We start from the raw sequence: 17,835 nt of genomic DNA, 5'->3' as shown, positions 1-17,835 counted from the left end.
CAAAATGAAAAAAGGTTGGTTAGTTATCTCGGCATTATTTATATTACTAATGGGGGTACTAAGTGGGTGTGGATCTACTAGCGGTAGCTCAGCAGATGGAAAAGAAACAGTTGTTATCGGGTATTTCCCTAATATTGACCATGTGCCAGGAATGATAGCGCGTGAAAAGGAATTATACGAGAAGGCGTTAGGCGATGACTACGCGGTAGAATATAAAACTTTTCCTGATGGAGGAGCTTTTATGACTGCATTAAAGACAGGAGATATTGATGCAGGGTTAGTGGGACCAGCACCAGTTATGAACAATTATTCTAGTGGGGCAGACGTAAGAATCGTAGCAGGTGCTTCATCTGGAGGCACAGTTATCATTGCAAGTAAAGAAAGTGGAATTACTTCTATCGAAGAGTTAGAAGGTGCAACCTTCATTACACCTGGTGTTGGATGTACACATGATGTTCAAATGGAAACATTTCTGCAAGATTACGGATTAACTTCTGCAAGAATAGGTGGAACAATGAAACATGTAACAGGGAACCCTGCACAATATGGTGGTATGTTTGAGTCAGGAAAAGTCGATGCGGCAGCTGTACCTGAACCTTGGGCATCTGTTTTATCTATTGAAAATGGTGCGAAGATCTTAGTGGATAGCAATGAAATTTCCTTTGGCACTACCTTGCCGAACACCATTTTCGTTACAACAGGTAAACTAATTGAAGAGAATAATGAACTTGTGGGGAAACTGGTTGAAGCTCATCAAGATTCCGTTGATTTTATTATCGAAAACCCTGAAGAATCTAAAGAAATTGCAATCAAGTCGATTAAGGAAACAACCAACCAGGAACTTTCCAAAGAAGTAGTGGACAGTGCGTGGGAGCGAATTCGGTTTACACATGAAGTTGATGCTGAGGTTATTCAAGAGTTCGCAAACTCTTCCTTTGATTTGAAATTCTTAAAAGAAAAACCTGATTTCCAAAATCTTATTGATACACAATTCATTGACTAGCATAAACGGAAGGTGTCGGGCTATAATAGTTTCGACACTTTTTTTATAGGCTAAATAGGGGTGCTAGTGAACATTCTGGAGGTTTTTATAATGAAAAGATTAATATTCAGCTTTGGATTAATTGCAACTTTTCTATTTTTTACTGCATGTAGCAGCGAAAGTAAGGTTAATTTAGATGAAGAATTTTCCATGAAGTTAGAAGTTAGTGAAGTAAAAGGGATAAATCAAGATGCAGAGGGCTTTACGTCATTAGATCATCAAGGAGAATTTTGGCTGGCAAATTTCATTTTTACCAATTGTGATACCGTGTGTCCGCCAATGACTGCAAATATGGCGAGAGTACAACGTGAACTAAAAGCAGAGGGGTATAATGTCCCGATTGTTTCTTTTAGTATAGATCCAAATGTAGATACCCCGGAAATCCTTAAAGAATATGGTGATCGGGTGGATGCTGATTATGAAAGCTGGCAATTTGTAACTGGATATGACCAGGAAACGATTGAAAGGTTAGCGAATGTTTCCTTTATGGTACCAGCAGCAAAGGATGAAAGCTCAGACCAATATATGCATAGTACAGGGATATTTCTAGTAGACAAAGAGGGTTTTGTAAGAGAGCAATATAGCGGAATGGATGTTCCTTATGAAGAGATCATGGAGGATATTAAAAAAGTGACAGAATAGTTTTTTTGGGGTTTTTTTATAAAGGGATGATTCAGAAAGAAACCGTGATCAAGTAACGTAAGAGGTGGCAGCATTGGCTACCTCTTCTTTTATTTTTAAGTGTGTAAATCACATAAGCTTTTCTTGATTGTCGAGTGGGAGCTGTTGCTTCGATAGGTAGCGTTCCACAAGTTCATCTAGGTGTTGTATTTTCTCTAAAGCGGTAACCTTGTCAATCTGTTTGTAGTGGTGTTTTCCAGCCTGTTCTTCATCCATTTCATCTGCTAACTTTACAACCTTTTGCAGCGGGCTACGGTTAATATCAATTTCCGGCAAATAGCTATCAGTGTGCAAAAGGATTGCTACGGAAATAACTTTAGCGTTCTGAGGGTTTTCGCCCAAACGTATTAACAGTTTGTGGGCACGTTCAGCACCTTTAATCGCGTGAATATCATTTTTGCGATAAAGTTCATAATCCCACTTACCCTGACGGTACCACTCATAATGACCAATATCATGTAATAATGCTGCCTTTGTAGCAAGGTCAACACTCACATTATATTTAAACGCCAAGTGAAATGCATGATTTGTTACTTCTATGGCATGCGCAACTCCTGATCGTTGTAAATACTTCTGCGTAATAGGATGTTGAAATAAATCAGTTAATGTGACATTTCTCATGATTACTCCTCCTTTTTTGATTAGCATATAAAAATATATTACTGTATAGAATATCATAAGTAGTAAGCTAGTTACAATAGGTAAATTGCGGAATTTATATAGCAATGTTTTCCTTTCTTGGTTTCTTTATAGGGGCAAAGGAAAGGATATTCTCATACAAGAAGGTTCTGTTCGTTTTTCGTAAGTGACAGTATGCAATGACGCTTAAGTTAGTTAATTTTAGTATCGTGATGTTTCTTTGAGTAATCGTTCCGTTCTTCGCCATATAAATGATCTGTACAGGTTCTTTGTTCCCGCCATACCATTTTAATAAACGTTCCATTGTCATCACCTCCTCTATATTATATACGAACATATGTTTTTTATTCAACAAAAAACAGAACATATATTCTGGTTGTTTTCTTTCATTTGTAGAATATACTTTATTAGAAATGATTGTTTCGCCTATACTTAAATGGAGGTGATTAAATGAAAATCTCTACAACATTGAAATGGGTTACTGGTGGTTTAGAAGCTTTTTTGGCTATACCTATTATTGGAGGTACAACAGTTATTTCTCTATTGTATGCACCACTTGGCATTATTCTCGTGCTTCATATTATTACGCTGGTTTTTAGTGTGCAGGAGGGAGAAAAAAAGCATGGAAGCATCTGGGGAATTGTAACCTCTTGTTTAGCATGGATTCCGTTTTTAGGGTGGGCCTTACATACGGTTACAGCGATTCTGCTCATGATTGATGCTTATGGTTCAGGAAGAGAGAAGAATGTATTACGTTCTTAATTGGAGTATTGTCACTATCCATACCTATCAGTCTGCCTTGTGCTTTTTCTATAATAATTCTAGGAATTAGAACAGTGGTTTTTGTTGGTGTAAGGTAACTGGTTTTTGGATTTGGACATTTGAAGTATCGTTCTTACGACTGGCATTTGTAACCTTCCAATAAAGAATTCTTCTACAATCAGAAATTAACGACAAAAACCACTCCGTACGTCTAATGTATAAAAGACAATGGAAGTAGGAGGGGTATTAAAATAGGATAGTGATTATTTTCTGTTTTCCGAATTAATTAAGAGGTGATTCACAACTATGCATATTAACATTAGTGCAACAAACGTACCATTATCAGAAGGAGAAGAATCAAAAAAAGTTGGCCCTACAAAATAGTCAATTATTAGGATTAATATCGCCAATATCATTAGAATTCTATAAATCATAGATGTTCACCTCAAAATTATATATAATCATTCTGTAGTCCCCCTAAGCAATAGTTAATCTTTCAACTATCATCTATCATACCAAATATAATTCCAAATGTATCCATTCTTACGCATTAAACTTACTATAGTACATACACCTAAAGCGATTGTAAGTTTGAGTATATTGGTGCGGTAATGAAGAAAATATTTATAGTTTCTTGTGTAAAACTATTGCAAAGAAGTGCTCTAATAGACTATAATTTAGTATATTCAATAGAGAAACGTCATCAAGTTTTATTATTAATAAACACTTTTAAAATCTGCTTTTTTCAGTTTGGAAATCATATAAAAACATGATCTGATAGTTCAGCGGGAGAATACTACCTTGACAGGGTAGGGGTCGGGGGTTCGAATCCCTCTCAGATCATTTATGAAGAAGCTTCAATTTCTTTTGTTCAAGAAATTGAGGCTTTTTTTATGCAAATCTATTAAATTGGATAAATCTCTTAATGCATTAGTCTATACTAGAAAAATTGCTAGACATACTATGTAGAAACTACGGGGGACATCATCCTTGTAAGGAATGCTGTAATAAAAATACCCAATCATTCCTGAAAATATTTTTCGCATCGTAAGGTTAGTCGCAAGATAACCCCTTAAACCAACCTCACAGGATAAATAGACTGGTTTGTTTTTGGGTAACTCAGATTCAAAACATACAATACTTAATGCTAATTTTTCTGCTTAACCATATCCTTCCTTTGATTTAATCATATTTTTAAGGTATTTGAGACTGTTGTGGTAAGAGTATATAACTATTGACAATATACCCTAAGGGGTATAACATTAACGTAAAGTAATAATCCCTTCCATTTGACAAGGAGGTTAAATATGTTCTTTATTGTATTAATAGTACTTGGTATAATTTCTGCTGCCTTATATATAAGATATTTTCCTATCAGGGGGATTCCTTGTGTAAGTTCGTTAAGCACAAATGAAGATATCATAAAAATTGTAGATGTTAGAGATTACAACCAAGCTTATAAAGATTCAATCCGGGAATCAATTAATATTCCTGTAGCCTATTTAAAAAGAAACTACAGTGAATTACCCAAATCTAAAATTATTATACTAGCTTCTAATCATCTAGAGAAAAATATTAGTATTCGTTTTTTAAGAAAAAGAGGCTTTGAGATTATCGGTTATTCTCTAACAGATTGTGATTGTAAAAAAGAGATAAAACAGAGAACAGCTTAATTGCACCCATCAAAGCATGTTAATGTCCGATTATGTTCTATCTGAACAGGGGATAAATATTTTAAGAATAGGGTGATTAGAATAGAAAACAATAATCTTAAAAGTTGTGGTAATGGTACTTGAGGAATTAAAAATAAAAAATCCCGATTGAAATTTTTACCACCTATATGACCAGGGCTTTTATTTTGGCTCCTGGTAGGAGTCATCGTCTACTTTACAAAATATTATAAATTGGGGGGCTTTTAGCCTCTTTTTTTTCTATTCATTTTTATACAGAATCACAAAATTTAACTAAAGAGGAGTAGTATAAGATGAATCATTGAAAGACTCGATTTCAAGATAAGAACTATGTATATGGAACGGAACCAAATGTATTTTTAGAAGAGATACTGAATAAAATTCCTTTATCAGGTAATGCTCTGGCAATTGCAGAAGGTGAAGGCCGAACTGCTGTTTTTTTAGCTGAAAAGGGAATGAAGGTGACGGTATGGGATTTGCTGAATCCGGTCTAACAAAAACAAATGCGCTCGCAAATAAACGAGGAGTATCCCTTCACACTGAACTTGTAGACTTAAATGAAGCATCATGGGAAAATAATAAATGGGATGAAGTTGTATGTATATTTGGGCATTTTCAATCAGAACTACGGAAGAAAACCCTTGAGGGTGTGAAAGAGGCTGTCAAACCCGGTGGTTACTTTTTAGCGGAAGTGTATTCTATCCATCAACTCCCTTATAACAGTGGTGGACCGAAAGATTTGGAATTTTTGTATACACCGGAAGAATTTATGCGAACATTTGAAGATTGGCGTATTGTCCTCTTATTTATGGGCGAGGTAATCCGGAATGAAGGAGAACTACATAAAGGCTTAAGTCATGCCATTCAGTTTGCTGCACAATAGCCTATCAAGTAAACCAAGTTCAAAAACTGCAAGGTGTGGTTTACCATTTAGTTAAGGATGGGGGAGGAGACAATGCAGATACGGGAAATTGAAGAAAAAGACAATAGAACGATGGAACAAATTATTAAACGTTCATTAGAATCATTTAACTTAAATATTCCAGGAACAGCATATTTTGATCCCCAACTGAGCAATCTAGCACAGTATTACAAGCAATATACAAATGCAAAGTACTGGGTTGCAGTGAATGAACAAGATGAAGTAGTTGGCGGCGTGGGTATTGCACCATTTGGAGAGAATGAAGGGATTTGCGAGCTACAAAAGCTGTACATTACACCGGATGCTCAAGGTAGAGGTCTGTCGAAAGAATTGATGAAAGTAGCACTAGACTTCGCCAAAGAACACTATACCTTCTGTTACCTAGAGACAATGGAGAAACTCCAAGCAGCTAATCTTCTTTACATCAAATTAGGCTTCAAACAACTTGATAGAGCACTAGGAGGATCAGAGCATAATGCGATGGACGCCTGGTATATGAAAGAATTATCATAAAGGTGTACTTTTTTCTGTTTAATATTCACCACAGCTACTAATTATGAAACGATTTTTCCTGATTTCTAGTAACAACTGAATAAAGAATAAAAACCCATAGTCTATAGACCTGGGTTTTTTAAGGAAAAACATTTTAAAAAAATTCAATTAATATCTTTTGTTAAGCTCTCCATCATATTCTCATTCATAGGACCTATTATATAATACCTTCCGAGTCAATAACAAAACTGGTTGGAATCGAGAAGGCTTGATATTGCATACCAATCATACCGTCCTCATCAAGAGGGATTGGGAAGGTTAGCCCATACTCTAGTACAAAGGCATTGATAGCATCCTGACCTTTATCAACATTAGTTAAATTTACAGCCAATATCTCAATGTCATCTTTATTGTTTTCATAAAAGGCTTGCATATGGGTCATTTCATGAATAGGATTAATTACCAAGAAGAGAGCAAGGAGGGATAACTGTGGAACTTAATCAAGTATCAGTAAAGTTTAAAACATTTGCTCAAAAAGAATGTGCAGGGTCGAGTGAACTATATGAGTATTTATCATTAAAAATAGTAGAGGATGTTGAATTGCTAAAATTGAGTTCATATGCAAGGGAAGGGCAGCCGATTCCAAATTTATTCTTTGGAGCCGTACATTATCTTCTAATGAATGGAGAGGAACATCCATTACGTCAGTATTATCCTAGTTTGGTTGAGAAGCCCAAAGAAACGCAAGAATCATTTCAATATTTCAGGGATTTCTGTTCAAAATACAACGATCATATTATCTCTTTATTGAGAGAAAAGTTGGTACAGACTAATGAAGTTAGACGTTGTGGATACCTTTATCCAAGTTTCACCTATGTTTATAACAAGGCTAAAAAGCCATTAGCGTTGATAGAAATTGGAACAAGTGCAGGATTCCAGCTTTTATGGGATAAATACGCATACTCCTATAATTCAGATGAAGTATTTGGTGATAGTGATTCAAAGGTGTACATAAGGTCAGAAATCAAAGGGGAAAACACACCAATTCTTTCTAAAGTAATTCCTGCTGTAACTCACAGGTACGGATTAGATCTGCACATTAATGATGTTTCCAATGTGGAGGATGTATTGTGGTTAAATGCATTAATCTGGCCAGAACATAAAGAAAGAAGAGCATTGTTCGAACAGGCTGTTTCTTATGTTACTGACAATAAGGATGAGCTAAATTTAATTGAAGGTGATGGAGTTAAATTACTTTCTCGTATTATTGAGCAAATCCCAAATGATTCAACTATATGTATTTTTCATACTCACGTGGCTAACCAAATTCCAGTAGCTACTAAATATAAGTTACTAGAGAACGTTAAGGAAATTGCGAAGAAAAGAGATGTATGTCATATTTATAATAATATTTGGGATAGAGATCTTCATCTTGATTATTACATAAATGGTATAGAACATAACGAAACAATAGCGGAAACCGATGGACATGGAAGGTGGTTTAAATGGAAGCTATGAGTTATCTAAGTTTTTAGATAATGAGTCGATAAGGTAACTCTAGTGCTTTACGGTTCTATTAAAAAGATACAGGGAGAAGATGTCATGAGGGTTAGAGAGCTGGATGTTAACGAAATCCCCCCAATAGATTTATTATTGCTAGCTGACCCTTCTCGAAAATTAATAGAGGAATATGTGAGACGGGGAACATGTTATATAGCTGAAAATAATAAAGAACTAATAGGTGTCTATGTTTTGCTTCCCACAAGACCAGAAACAGTTGAGTTAGTTAACATAGCTGTTTCTGAGAACACTCAAGGAAAAGGGTTTGGAAGGCAGTTGCTTATGGATGCAATTCAAAAATCAAAAGCAGAAGGCTACAAAACAATAGAAGTTGGAACGGGAAATTCCAGTATAGGGCAATTAGCTTTGTATCAAAAGTGTGGCTTTAGAATTACCGGTGTTGATCGTGATTTTTTTATACGGCACTATGAGAATAAGATTTTTGAAAACGGTATCTGGTGCAGAGACATGATACGGATGTCCCAGGATTTGTTTTGAATACACATACCCATTTGATTTTGAAAAGATTAAAGAGGTCAAGTTTACTACTGTAAAATTTTTAAAGGAGGAACTATGGTTAAAAAAATTTATGTAATTAGACACTGTGAAGCGGAGGGGCAATCTTCTGATGCGCAGTTAACAGAAAAAGGGTTCATTCAAGCAAATGAATTAGCTGATTTTTTATCTAAAATAAAGATTGATCGAGTCATTTCCAGTCCTTACTTACGAGCCATTCAAACTATAAAGCCTTTTGCAAAGAGCCAGAAAATAGAAATAGAGATGGATAACCGATTAACAGAACGTGTGCTTAGCTCGACCTTTTTTCCTGATTGGATGAACAAACTGGAAGCAACATTCAACGATATGAAATTAAAGTATAAAGGTGGAGAATCCAGTAATGAAGCTATGATTCGGATTGTAAAGGTTGTAAATGAAATCATGGCTAGTGATTTTGAGAATACCATTATTGTTGCACACGGAGGGATAATATCCCTATTGTTAAACTACTTTGATAAAAATTTCGGCTTTGAAGAATGGAAGAGCTTGAGTAATCCAGACGTGTATTTATTGAGCATCACAACAGAGGAAGAGAAAATTGAACGGCTATGGAAAAATGGAAAAACCTTCACAACTTAGTATTTGCAAAAAATTACTCACTAGGAGCTTGAAGCAACCATAACGAAAAGAGTCTAATAAAAAGGACTTTTGAAAATTATAGCGAAATATGAAGAGATACATACAAAAGGGGGGATCGAAAAGATGGATGTCGAAATTGCTTTTCAACAACTAGTACAGAAAATGAACCAAGAGCCTGAAGGGATAAAAAATCTGAATGCAATTTATCAATTTGATCTTAGTGAAGGAAAAACCTATCAGTTTTCTTTTGAAAAAGGTCACGTTGATATGTTCGAAGGTTCAGATAAAGCGGCCGATTGCACGCTTCAGCTATCAGATGAGAATGTATTAAAAATGATTGCTGGAGATTTTAATACAACGATGGCATATATGACAGGAAAGCTCAAAGTCAAAGGGGAACTTGGTCAAGCGTTAAAGCTCCAATCTGCCTTAGAAAAATACCAATAAAATCGTATATGATTTAAACCCATAAGTGCACCGGGGTCCTAAGACTATTAAAGTGGAAAAACCGTAGACAACCTCATATTTCCTTGAGATTGTCTACGGTCAGTAATAACGACCTTAAGAGGTCTCTTTTTTTTCAAAATATAAGTGATAGTGCAACTCGCAGCCCGGGTTAAACTTTGCGGAGCAGTAAGGGCAGCTGGAATCGCTCATTAAATATTCTTCAATAGTTAGTTCGTTGCTGCAGGCTCCACATAGAATTGCTTTTTGATTCCATTTTTCCTTTGGCCATACTTTTATTGAATGATTTTCTTGTTCATCATGGCATTTGTAGCATGGAAAATATTTTTGACAGCAGTAGAATTTTATTGCAATGACATCTTTTGGAGATTGATAATGAACACATCTTGTTTCATGGTCAACAGTCTGGCCATGAACCTGGAGAATGTTTGATTTTTGCATCACTGATCGCTCCTGCGGCTAGTTTAAGGTACTTTTAATAATTCTCAATACAAGCCACTAAATCCTTTAATTATTCGTCAATAAAACAAATCTGGTGATCATTGCTGCAAGCCTTGGTTTTCAGCGGGGCAGGAATTAGTCAACGCTAGTACTCGCGCCGCGCTGATCTCTGGAACGGATATCATCCAGGGTAGAAGATTTTAATAATTATACGGTTGCCAAACTATTTCACCTGATTTTGATTCTTTGTCAATTTCCACCTGGAAGTTATGCTTTTCATAGAAGTGTATGAGACGGTCCACATGGCCCCAGTCGCGTTTTGCAATATCCCCTGTGATGGACTGGATATTCTGGTCTTTGGCCACTTCCTTAAGGTAGTTCATGCAGATAGATCCATAGCCTTTATTTTCAGGGCCTTTGATATCACCGATGAAGAGGGTTTCTTCATCCTTGTAGGTCGCCTGAATGGAGAAATCCCATTGGCCGCGGTAGGCGGTCTCGCAATCATTCAGCATGATTTTGCAGGAATTGTTATCATAGTTGGTGTATACAACTACCCAGGTATCGTCCTTAGTCTGATCAATGCCGATTACCTGCCACTTTTTGGCGATTTCCTTCATGTTTTCCTTCATCCGAAACATTTGGAATTCAAGCTCATCCAACTCCTGTTTTATCTCTTCTTTGTTTTTTGTCTCTTCTTCGGCTAAGAATAAGCTTGTAAAAGACATCGTATTCCCCCTTACAGAAAAGCCTTGTTAATTTTATTTAAAAATTTTTGACAATCCAGCAATACATTATACAGGTATTCAGACAAATAATCAAACGTGACATAATAAAAGCGGGCCGTCCCAAAGGATCAGCCCGCTTTTATCTTTATTGAGAGCGCTACTATTATTGATGCATAGCGCATTAGTAACTTGCTTCATCACAAGCATTATAAATGACATAAAAGTTTATATTCGTTTGCCGCGGTTATAAATTCCATGGTAGTTTTTCTTACCTTAAACAACGCAAGCCCTACCTCTCAGACGTCCTTACGGCTCCTAGACCGTGCCAGTACGATTAAGTTTGCTTAAAAAACTATATGGAACGCCAGTGCATCCTTGTGTTCTTTTTGTAAAGCTTAAGAATGTCATAACGTTCTTCCTCTCTATATCAAGTTACTAATTTGTGGGTCATGTACCCAAACGTTTATTATACATCATAGAAATTTAAAGTCAAGGTTTTTTGTTCGCTGAGTAGGAACTAGCATCAAGTATCGCTTTTTTTCGCAAAAATATTACATGAATAAGCCTATACATGTTGTGCGATTTCTTTTATCCTAGTAATAGGAAAGTATTAGTAATTAAGGAGTGGTAGTTTGAATTATCAAGCAAATGTACAAGAAACTTTTTCATTGATTAAAGAACTAGTTTCCATCCCCAGTCCATCGGGAAACACAACAAAAGTTATAAATTATGTTGAAAATTTTTTGGCGGATTACGGGGTAGAATTAAAAAGAAATCGTAAAGGAGGATTAATTGCTACTATTAAAGGAACCAATAATCAGGAGCATCGAATGGTAACTGCCCATGTGGATACTCTTGGGGCAATGGTAAAAGAAGTGAAATCGAACGGCAGATTAAAACTTACCATGATTGGCGGATTTCGTTGGAATGCAGTAGAAGGAGAATATTGTGAAATTGAGACAGCCTCTGGAAAAACCTATACAGGTACTATCCTGATGCATCAGACTTCTGTGCATGTATATAAAAATGCAGGAGATGCACCAAGAAATGACGAAAACATCGAAGTTCGAATTGATGCAAAAGTAACCACTGCTGAGGAAGTGCGCGCACTTGGTATAGAAGTTGGGGATTTTGTTTCCTTTGATCCTCGTGTTCAAATCACAGATAGTGGGTACATTAAATCGCGACACTTAGATGACAAAGCAAGTGTAGCTATGCTACTAAATTTAATAAAGCATATTCAATCGGAAATGATCCCCCTTCCATATACTACTCATTTCTTAATTTCAAATAATGAAGAAATCGGCTATGGAGGGAATTCGAATATCACACCAGAAACAGTGGAATACCTGGCCGTTGATATGGGTGCTTTAGGTGATGGTCAAGCGTCTGACGAGTATACTGTGTCCATCTGTGTGAAGGATTCCAGCGGTCCTTATCATTATGGACTTCGTAAACACCTAATTGAGCTAGCAGATAAAAACAATATTGAGTATAAATTGGATATTTATCCTTTCTATGGCTCAGATGCTTCTGCTGCTATACGATCAGGGCATGATATTGTTCATGGTTTAATAGGTGCTGGAATAGAATCTTCTCATGCGTTAGAAAGAACCCACGAAACTTCAATTCGTAATACACAAGAATTGATTTACCACTATCTTTTGTCTGATATGGTGAAATACTAAGAAGTAATTGAAAGAGGGGTTGGGACAAAAGTGTTTTAGCCTAAGAAAAACCCGAACTAATTTAGTTTTAAGATAAAATTAGTTCGGGTTTTTGTGTAATATACGTTTAGTATTTAGGTTACTTCAGCGGTTGATTGGAGTGCAAGACGGAGACTCCTGCGGGAGAAGTGGCCAATGTGAGACCCCGCAGGCAAAGCCGAGGAGGCTCACGGGTCACCCGCGGAAAGCGAAGTCTTGCACGGAAATCAATAGCGGTTTTAGAGCCGGTACTTAAATCATTCGTCTTTTGTAAGAGTTTTTTTAGTTTTGTCCCATTCTCTTTTTTTCGTTAGGTAAAGTACTCAATTTTAGCTTGAGGAAAATAAGCATGAATGTACTCCGACAAGGTTTCTTTTATCTCGGTTGCTTCATCCTTCTTATAAACATATTTACCAATACCATATTTACCCCATTTGTATTGCCGTTTTGCTTCATCCAGTTCTAGCTTAGTCATTGGATAGTTTTGTTGGATTACACGTTTGGCAGGTTTAGTAAATCTATGCTGTATTAATTCAAACGTCAAGTCCTCTGTTGCATGACGCGGCAGTTTTTCGTAAAGTTTTTGTATCAAGGTTTTGTATCCTTCTTGCCAACCTTCGTGTAAATAGATGGGAGCTACAATGAAGCCAAGTGGATAGTCAGCGCTTGCCACCTTTGCTGCAGCTTCAATCCGAAGATCAAGGGGAGAGGTACCAGGTTCGAAATTTTTAATAACGTAGTCTGCATTTACACTAAAGCGAAACCGGGTTTTCCCTTGATGGTCCGCATCGAGCAAGTGGTCCACATGGTGAAATTTCGTTACAAACCGTAATAAGCCGTGTTCTGAACGGCCAAAATATTCAATGGCTCTTTTTAACGAATGAGTTAAATGATCAATTCCCACAATATCTGACGTACAGGAAGCTTCAAATCTTGTCATTTCTGGAGCACGTTCCGCCATATATTTTTCTGCTGCACCAAAAATTTCGTCTAAGTTGACGTAGGTTCTGATATACGGTTTGCTACCCATCGTCGTTTGTAAATAGCAGTAGTGGCAATGTCCCATACAACCCGTTGCAAAAGGAATTGCGTATTCTGCTGAAGGTTTGGAGGTATCAAACTTCAAAGTTTTTCTCACTCCAACTACAAGGGTTGATTTGGCATTTCGGTATTTTTGTAAATCGTTCTTACCTGGTATGTTCCGAACCTGATTGTGTGAGGTCGTTTCTCTTATTTCAAGCCCCATCGTTTCAAATTTCCGTTTTAACTCTACACCAAGCTCGTACTCAAGTGCCTTTGGTTCTATATATACTAATTGTGGTACGAATGGTTTATTCAAAGCGGAACCTCCTACTCATAAGTTGGTCCAAAATAATCATTATACATGGCCTCCGCTTCCTCTAATGACTTAAAGAATACAAATTCATCTGATAATGGATAGTAGGTATCAAAGAGAAAGATAGCCAACTTTCCAGCATCATGTGGATCGGGTTCTATTGTAGCTTCTTGCAAGGTCGCTACATTTTGGGTATGAGGATTTCGATAAAAAAGATACACCGAATCTCCGGGATAAACATCTTTGGAAGAAGTTTGTTCATAAGTGTCCATAAAAATCACCTTCTCTTATTAAATTATCCATTTTTATTGTTCAATTTAATCAACCATTTATGCTTGAGAAATATTGTAAGAGTATTTTTTAGAATCGTTATTGGAAATAAGTAAAACAATAACTATTAAGCGATTAAAGCAGGGGTGTTATATATAGATCTTCAAGCAGGAAAGCGGATGTTAATAGGCGTAGGAAGATAGTACCTGCAGAGGATGAATGCCTGGGGATGATGATCTGATTGGGCTTAGTAGGTTTATGGAAATTAAAAGTGATTCAAAGGATATGTACTATAATAAGCAGAACAGGAACTACTGATGCAACCATCTATGCACAAAACATCCTAAATAAAAGTATATTAATTGAAAAATTCTGAAACCTTAAGCCCCCCTCAAACGTCTATTAACTATAGAAGGATGTTGAAGAGGTGAAGGTATTGAACCATGTAGACTTAAGACCAAAGTCCAGATCAGCATTGCGAATTTGGTTAGGAACTCAGTTTTACACAGCTAAAAGGTGGCTAGAATGGCAAAGCGATAAGAAAAAGTACGCAGAAGAATTAACAGATGAATTGTTGCCTTATAAAGCATATGCACATAAAACTCCGATGCTTAGGAAGCTCAAGGACGTGGAGATGTGGTATCAGCATAATAAAGTTATAAATCTTCGGATTGCCGTAAAAAAGTTGAATGGAGTGGTATTAAAGCCAGGTGAAACCTTTTCTTATTGGAAGTTGATTGGTAAGCCCACAAAAGAGAAAGGGTACGTAGATGGAATGGTATTGTTTTATGGAACCTTCAAGCCGGGTTTAGGCGGAGGGCTGTGTCAACTTTCAAATTTAATCTACTGGATGTCTCTCCATACTCCTTTAACTGTAACTGAAAGATATCGTCACAGTTTCGATGTATTCCCCGATTCAAGAAGATCGCAGCCATTTGGCAGTGGTGCCACCTGTTCTTATAATTACTTAGATTTACAACTTCGTAATGACACGAACCAACCATTTCAGCTGCTAGTAAAGGTTAAAGGCGATTTTTTAATTGGAGAGTGGAGGATGGCAAACCCAGCGCTTTGCACCTATAAAGTTTATGAAAAGGAACACATAATTACCCCTGCATATTGGGGAGGTTATCTGCGGCACAATGTTATCCATAGAAAAGTAATCAATGTGCAAGGAATTGAAGTGGATGATCAATATGTGACAGAAAATCATGCGATTATGATGTACGAACCGTTACTCGAGTCATCAAATAAGAGCGGTTAGTTTAAGGATAAGGTATGGATACATAGCGCTAATATACTATAGACCTTTTGTTGATTCATTCTAAGATGAATTAACGTAAGGTTTTTTTTGTGGATTAAACAGAGAGTTAGCAAGTTTCACTTTAAAGAATAAGTGGAATGAAAAGCTATAGGTGGTGATGCAGTTGAGAACAAATGTATTAGTTATTGGTGGCGGTGTTGGGGGACTAACAGTTGCACTCAAGCTTGCCAAGTGTGGGATTGGGGTTACTGTGGTTGAACAGTCAAAAGGGAGTGTTCACTTATACAAAGGAGAGCTTGTTCAGCCCAAAACGTTACAAATATTTGACAGCATTGGACTTCAATCGCCTGTTTTAAAGAAAGGACATGTAATAAATGATATTGACATAGTAGAAAGAAAGAACAGGTCTGCTCCTATTGATGACTTACCAGTTCAGTCGATGAGCTATAACGTGTTGCCGCATCCATTTCATCATGCATTGATGATTCCACATGAAACGTTGAAAAATATTCTTTTAGAAGAAGCAATGAAGTATCCTTCCTTTCAATATATTCAACCTGCAAGATTTCTTGGTTTTTCAAATGGACAAGGTAGAGTGAAAATTGGCAAGGAAGAAGTGTTGATTCATGCGGACTACTATATTAGTGCGGAAGGTAGGAAATCGAAAGTTCGAGATGAAATGGATTTAGGAAAAAAAGAGAAAAAATATGACCATCATTTTCTTACCGTTACGTTTCCACGACCTCCTACTCTCACAGAAGGAAAGATAATTTCCAATAACCATACTTTCTTAGGGTTATTTCCTTTACCAGGAGAAATGGTAAGGTCGGTCTATCTTATTCCAAAAGGGTCTTATAAAAGAATGATAGAAGAAGGATTAGAAGAATTTTATAAAAAATACTTAGAGTTATGCCCATCCTTGGATGGTTATGTGCAGCAAATTGATTCTTGGAAAAAGATTCAATTAATGATACCGGTTCATTATCATGTGAACCATTATGTGAAAAATAATATTGTTCTACTAGGAGATGCAGCGCACAGTGTACACCCGATGGCAGGAGAAGGAATGAACTTGGCCATTCAAGATGCGGATGTATTAGGAGAACTACTTTGTTGGATGTATGAGCATAATAAACACTCTAACGACTTTCTTCTATTATATGAAAAAGTGAGAAAACCTAGAGTTCAGCATATTTTAAAGCTTAGTCATTTATCCGCATTAGCCTACTCCCGACCATTACGATCATTTGTATCATGGAGAAATAAAGTAATGGAACAGCTTACTAGTGATCCGATCTTGCATATCAAACATATGTTGAATATTTCAGGATTGGGAATCTGGAAGGAATCAATTATTGATAGAGCGATACAAACAGGGGTAGTACCAAAACGACAAGAAGATGAAGGTTTTCAATTGGACAAACGTCATCTCTTTACAGAAATAGAAGATTACCCTTGGCGGGGTATGAAGGAGGAGACAAAGGGATGATTAGAGAATACATCAGGCTTTTTAAAGCAAGAGGTTATATGAAGAGGAACTTACCTTTTTTGTATAGCTGGCATGCCTATGTTGGATATGAACTGGATTTATACGAGGCATTTAAAAAGCCAAAAACGGTTGATGAGGTATCAAAAGATTTGACACTTAATGAAGATCTTTTGGTGAGGTGGGTTGAGGTTGGCGGAGTAATTGGCTATTTAAAGCAACGTTCCAAACAGCGATATCAAACGGTTAAGCGTTTTATGGTACCATCTAGTAAAAACAATCCCAGGTCAACGGGTGTTCTATTAAAAGAAATGATGGAACTTCATATTCCAACACTTATCAAATATCCCAAATTGATGAGAGAAGACCAAAAAGAGACGTTCGATCAAAAAGAGCATGGAATGGTTGTAGCTCAAACTTCTTCCTTATTAGAGCAACTAGCGGTGCCTAGAGTGATGAAAGTAATTAAAGAAGCAAAACCTAAAACACTTGTGGATGTAGGATGTGGAAGTGGCGGGTATTTACAAAAACTCTCGAATAAGTTTCCTAAAGTCCGTATGACAGGTATCGAATTGAACGAAGAGGTGGCAGAAGAGGCCGCAAAAAACTGCCAAGAGCAAGAACGAATTAAAATTATTTGTGCAGATGTTCAAGAATGGACACCTGAATCAAAAGTTGATTTTGTTATGATAAACAATGTCTTACATTACGTTTCCTCTGAAGAGAGGGTAAAATTATTTAAGTCTATAAGTCAGTGGCTAAATAAAAAAGGAACTCTATCAGTGGTTACCCCGATTCATAATTCCAAGCATGGGGGACAATTCTCTAGTGTCTTTAATAGTTTCTTTACAGCATTTGAAAATTTATATCCACTACCATCAGAAAAGGATCTGCAAGAATTAGCACGTAGTTCCGGAATGAAGGTTGAGAGAATGAAGCCGATAATTAAAGAGGGAGGTTGGTACCAAATAACCTTGACTAAAAAATAATATGAGATTGAAAGATTCTGTTTTTGAGTAAAAACTCCTAACAGAATCTTTTTTTTGGGTGTTTATTGGGTGTATACTCCTAGATTGGAAAACTATTCTATCTTTCTTCTAAAATAAGGAAATCTCGTAATAGTCTATTAATATTGGCGTCATTTAAGTAATGCAATTGTTATCGCTCTGTTCTTTAAATCTAGCTTATACATGATAGAATTGAACCAATGAGT

Annotated in this window: 21 protein-coding genes, 1 tRNA gene and 1 pseudogene; 15 read left to right on the top strand and 8 right to left on the bottom strand. The window is 36.5% G+C overall.

Annotated features, from left to right (window positions below; genetic code table 11):
• The first annotated feature begins 4 nt into the window (after positions 1 to 4).
• Together K9B36_RS03625 and K9B36_RS03620 are read left to right on the top strand one after the other, a co-directional pair.
• Entirely contained in the window at positions 5 to 1,003 is a 999-nt protein-coding gene (locus K9B36_RS03625; protein ID WP_223700629.1) for an aliphatic sulfonate ABC transporter substrate-binding protein, read from the top strand.
• A 90-nt stretch (positions 1,004 to 1,093) separates the two neighbouring features.
• A complete protein-coding gene (locus K9B36_RS03620; RefSeq protein WP_223700628.1) occupies positions 1,094 to 1,684 on the top strand; it encodes an SCO family protein in 591 nt (196 codons plus the stop codon).
• Positions 1,685 to 1,792: 108 nt separating this feature from the next.
• Here K9B36_RS03620 and K9B36_RS03615 read toward each other — a convergent pair whose 3' ends face one another.
• Together K9B36_RS03615 and K9B36_RS03610 are read right to left on the bottom strand one after the other, a co-directional pair.
• The gene (locus K9B36_RS03615; RefSeq protein ID WP_223700627.1) at positions 1,793 to 2,344 is read right to left on the bottom strand and encodes an HD domain-containing protein; all 552 of its coding nucleotides are present in this window, start codon (positions 2,342 to 2,344) and stop codon (positions 1,793 to 1,795) included.
• Positions 2,345 to 2,438: 94 nt separating this feature from the next.
• Positions 2,439 to 2,666 (bottom strand): hypothetical protein, encoded by a 228-nt coding sequence (locus tag K9B36_RS03610; RefSeq protein ID WP_223700626.1) that lies wholly within the window; start codon positions 2,664 to 2,666, stop codon positions 2,439 to 2,441.
• 146 nt (positions 2,667 to 2,812) lie between these two features.
• Between K9B36_RS03610 and K9B36_RS03605 the strand changes: the two genes are divergently transcribed.
• The gene (locus tag K9B36_RS03605; RefSeq protein WP_223700625.1) at positions 2,813 to 3,124 is read left to right on the top strand and encodes a hypothetical protein; all 312 of its coding nucleotides are present in this window, start codon (positions 2,813 to 2,815) and stop codon (positions 3,122 to 3,124) included.
• Between the two features lie 263 nt (positions 3,125 to 3,387).
• On the opposite strand, the gene K9B36_RS03600 is transcribed toward K9B36_RS03605, so the two are convergent.
• Positions 3,388 to 3,558, bottom strand: a complete 171-nt coding sequence (locus K9B36_RS03600; protein WP_223700624.1) for a hypothetical protein — start codon at positions 3,556 to 3,558, stop codon at positions 3,388 to 3,390.
• A gap of 337 nt (positions 3,559 to 3,895) precedes the next feature.
• Here K9B36_RS03600 and K9B36_RS03595 point away from each other — a divergent pair.
• From K9B36_RS03595 to K9B36_RS03580, 4 genes and pseudogenes are all read left to right on the top strand, one after another.
• Positions 3,896 to 3,967: transfer RNA gene (locus tag K9B36_RS03595), tRNA-Val, on the top strand.
• A gap of 464 nt (positions 3,968 to 4,431) precedes the next feature.
• The gene (locus K9B36_RS03590; RefSeq protein ID WP_223700623.1) at positions 4,432 to 4,797 is read left to right on the top strand and encodes a rhodanese-like domain-containing protein; all 366 of its coding nucleotides are present in this window, start codon (positions 4,432 to 4,434) and stop codon (positions 4,795 to 4,797) included.
• Positions 4,798 to 5,126: 329 nt separating this feature from the next.
• Positions 5,127 to 5,698: pseudogene (locus K9B36_RS03585) on the top strand (class I SAM-dependent methyltransferase); the annotation flags it as partial.
• Between the two features lie 72 nt (positions 5,699 to 5,770).
• Positions 5,771 to 6,250: a GNAT family N-acetyltransferase gene (locus tag K9B36_RS03580; RefSeq protein WP_223700622.1), complete on the top strand. Its 480-nt coding sequence runs from the start codon at positions 5,771 to 5,773 to the stop codon at positions 6,248 to 6,250.
• A 196-nt stretch (positions 6,251 to 6,446) separates the two neighbouring features.
• Here the strand turns inward: K9B36_RS03580 and K9B36_RS03575 are convergent, their stop codons facing one another.
• On the bottom strand, positions 6,447 to 6,662 hold the full coding sequence (locus K9B36_RS03575) for a TlpA disulfide reductase family protein (protein ID WP_223700621.1): 216 nt from the start codon (positions 6,660 to 6,662) through the stop codon (positions 6,447 to 6,449).
• A gap of 56 nt (positions 6,663 to 6,718) precedes the next feature.
• Between K9B36_RS03575 and K9B36_RS03570 the strand changes: the two genes are divergently transcribed.
• The 4 genes from K9B36_RS03570 to K9B36_RS03555 all read left to right on the top strand — a co-directional run bounded on the left by K9B36_RS03570 (position 6,719) and on the right by K9B36_RS03555 (position 9,373).
• Positions 6,719 to 7,747 (top strand): DUF2332 domain-containing protein, encoded by a 1,029-nt coding sequence (locus K9B36_RS03570; protein ID WP_223700620.1) that lies wholly within the window; start codon positions 6,719 to 6,721, stop codon positions 7,745 to 7,747.
• 84 nt (positions 7,748 to 7,831) lie between these two features.
• Positions 7,832 to 8,287, top strand: coding sequence for a GNAT family N-acetyltransferase (locus K9B36_RS03565; RefSeq protein WP_223700619.1), 456 nt, complete (start codon positions 7,832 to 7,834; stop codon positions 8,285 to 8,287).
• Positions 8,288 to 8,362: 75 nt separating this feature from the next.
• Positions 8,363 to 8,926, top strand: a complete 564-nt coding sequence (locus K9B36_RS03560; RefSeq protein WP_223700618.1) for a histidine phosphatase family protein — start codon at positions 8,363 to 8,365, stop codon at positions 8,924 to 8,926.
• Positions 8,927 to 9,049: 123 nt separating this feature from the next.
• Complete coding sequence (locus K9B36_RS03555; protein ID WP_223700617.1) at positions 9,050 to 9,373, top strand: SCP2 sterol-binding domain-containing protein; 324 nt, start codon at positions 9,050 to 9,052, stop codon at positions 9,371 to 9,373.
• 114 nt (positions 9,374 to 9,487) lie between these two features.
• Here the strand turns inward: K9B36_RS03555 and K9B36_RS03550 are convergent, their stop codons facing one another.
• Both K9B36_RS03550 and K9B36_RS03545 read right to left on the bottom strand, forming a co-directional pair.
• A complete protein-coding gene (locus K9B36_RS03550) occupies positions 9,488 to 9,832 on the bottom strand; it encodes a CHY zinc finger protein (RefSeq protein WP_223700616.1) in 345 nt (114 codons plus the stop codon).
• 200 nt (positions 9,833 to 10,032) lie between these two features.
• On the bottom strand, positions 10,033 to 10,560 hold the full coding sequence (locus tag K9B36_RS03545) for a GNAT family N-acetyltransferase (protein WP_223700615.1): 528 nt from the start codon (positions 10,558 to 10,560) through the stop codon (positions 10,033 to 10,035).
• Between the two features lie 632 nt (positions 10,561 to 11,192).
• Here K9B36_RS03545 and K9B36_RS03540 point away from each other — a divergent pair.
• Positions 11,193 to 12,248, top strand: coding sequence for a M42 family metallopeptidase (locus K9B36_RS03540; RefSeq protein ID WP_223700614.1), 1,056 nt, complete (start codon positions 11,193 to 11,195; stop codon positions 12,246 to 12,248).
• A gap of 328 nt (positions 12,249 to 12,576) precedes the next feature.
• Here the strand turns inward: K9B36_RS03540 and splB are convergent, their stop codons facing one another.
• The gene (gene splB / locus K9B36_RS03530; protein WP_223700613.1) at positions 12,577 to 13,605 is read right to left on the bottom strand and encodes a spore photoproduct lyase; all 1,029 of its coding nucleotides are present in this window, start codon (positions 13,603 to 13,605) and stop codon (positions 12,577 to 12,579) included.
• A gap of 11 nt (positions 13,606 to 13,616) precedes the next feature.
• Entirely contained in the window at positions 13,617 to 13,874 is a 258-nt protein-coding gene (locus tag K9B36_RS03525) for a transcriptional regulator SplA domain-containing protein (protein WP_223700612.1), read from the bottom strand.
• A 434-nt stretch (positions 13,875 to 14,308) separates the two neighbouring features.
• Between K9B36_RS03525 and K9B36_RS03520 the strand changes: the two genes are divergently transcribed.
• The 3 genes from K9B36_RS03520 (at position 14,309) to K9B36_RS03510 (ending at position 17,611) form a co-directional block, all read left to right on the top strand.
• Positions 14,309 to 15,136, top strand: a complete 828-nt coding sequence (locus tag K9B36_RS03520) for a VanW family protein (RefSeq protein WP_223700989.1) — start codon at positions 14,309 to 14,311, stop codon at positions 15,134 to 15,136.
• Positions 15,137 to 15,293: 157 nt separating this feature from the next.
• Positions 15,294 to 16,625: an FAD-dependent monooxygenase gene (locus tag K9B36_RS03515; RefSeq protein WP_223700611.1), complete on the top strand. Its 1,332-nt coding sequence runs from the start codon at positions 15,294 to 15,296 to the stop codon at positions 16,623 to 16,625.
• The gene (locus tag K9B36_RS03510; RefSeq protein WP_223700610.1) at positions 16,622 to 17,611 is read left to right on the top strand and encodes a class I SAM-dependent methyltransferase; all 990 of its coding nucleotides are present in this window, start codon (positions 16,622 to 16,624) and stop codon (positions 17,609 to 17,611) included. Before K9B36_RS03515 ends, K9B36_RS03510 begins: the two co-directional genes overlap by 4 nt.
• Positions 17,612 to 17,835 lie beyond the last annotated feature (224 nt).

Origin of the sequence: Sutcliffiella deserti (assembly GCF_020037475.1) — a bacterium.
In the GTDB taxonomy this organism is placed as follows: domain Bacteria; phylum Bacillota; class Bacilli; order Bacillales; family Bacillaceae_I; genus Sutcliffiella_A; species Sutcliffiella_A deserti.
Note: the sequence above shows the minus strand (reverse complement) of the source record. Positions and strands in the feature narration are given on the sequence as shown.

Coding starts and splice junctions, on each gene's coding strand:
- K9B36_RS03625 (WP_223700629.1), top strand. CDS start 5: ATGAAAAAAGGTTGGTTAGTTATCTCGGCATTATTTATATTACTAATG.
- K9B36_RS03615 (WP_223700627.1), bottom strand. CDS start 2,344: ATGAGAAATGTCACATTAACTGATTTATTTCAACATCCTATTACGCAG.
- K9B36_RS03600 (WP_223700624.1), bottom strand. CDS start 3,558: ATGATTTATAGAATTCTAATGATATTGGCGATATTAATCCTAATAATT.
- K9B36_RS03515 (WP_223700611.1), top strand. CDS start 15,294: ATGCAGTTGAGAACAAATGTATTAGTTATTGGTGGCGGTGTTGGGGGA.
- K9B36_RS03550 (WP_223700616.1), bottom strand. CDS start 9,832: ATGCAAAAATCAAACATTCTCCAGGTTCATGGCCAGACTGTTGACCAT.
- K9B36_RS03575 (WP_223700621.1), bottom strand. CDS start 6,662: ATGCAAGCCTTTTATGAAAACAATAAAGATGACATTGAGATATTGGCT.
- K9B36_RS03620 (WP_223700628.1), top strand. CDS start 1,094: ATGAAAAGATTAATATTCAGCTTTGGATTAATTGCAACTTTTCTATTT.
- K9B36_RS03510 (WP_223700610.1), top strand. CDS start 16,622: ATGATTAGAGAATACATCAGGCTTTTTAAAGCAAGAGGTTATATGAAG.
- K9B36_RS03565 (WP_223700619.1), top strand. CDS start 7,832: ATGAGGGTTAGAGAGCTGGATGTTAACGAAATCCCCCCAATAGATTTA.
- K9B36_RS03580 (WP_223700622.1), top strand. CDS start 5,771: ATGCAGATACGGGAAATTGAAGAAAAAGACAATAGAACGATGGAACAA.
- K9B36_RS03560 (WP_223700618.1), top strand. CDS start 8,363: ATGGTTAAAAAAATTTATGTAATTAGACACTGTGAAGCGGAGGGGCAA.
- K9B36_RS03610 (WP_223700626.1), bottom strand. CDS start 2,666: ATGGAACGTTTATTAAAATGGTATGGCGGGAACAAAGAACCTGTACAG.
- K9B36_RS03590 (WP_223700623.1), top strand. CDS start 4,432: ATGTTCTTTATTGTATTAATAGTACTTGGTATAATTTCTGCTGCCTTA.
- K9B36_RS03605 (WP_223700625.1), top strand. CDS start 2,813: ATGAAAATCTCTACAACATTGAAATGGGTTACTGGTGGTTTAGAAGCT.
- K9B36_RS03555 (WP_223700617.1), top strand. CDS start 9,050: ATGGATGTCGAAATTGCTTTTCAACAACTAGTACAGAAAATGAACCAA.
- K9B36_RS03545 (WP_223700615.1), bottom strand. CDS start 10,560: ATGTCTTTTACAAGCTTATTCTTAGCCGAAGAAGAGACAAAAAACAAA.
- K9B36_RS03525 (WP_223700612.1), bottom strand. CDS start 13,874: ATGGACACTTATGAACAAACTTCTTCCAAAGATGTTTATCCCGGAGAT.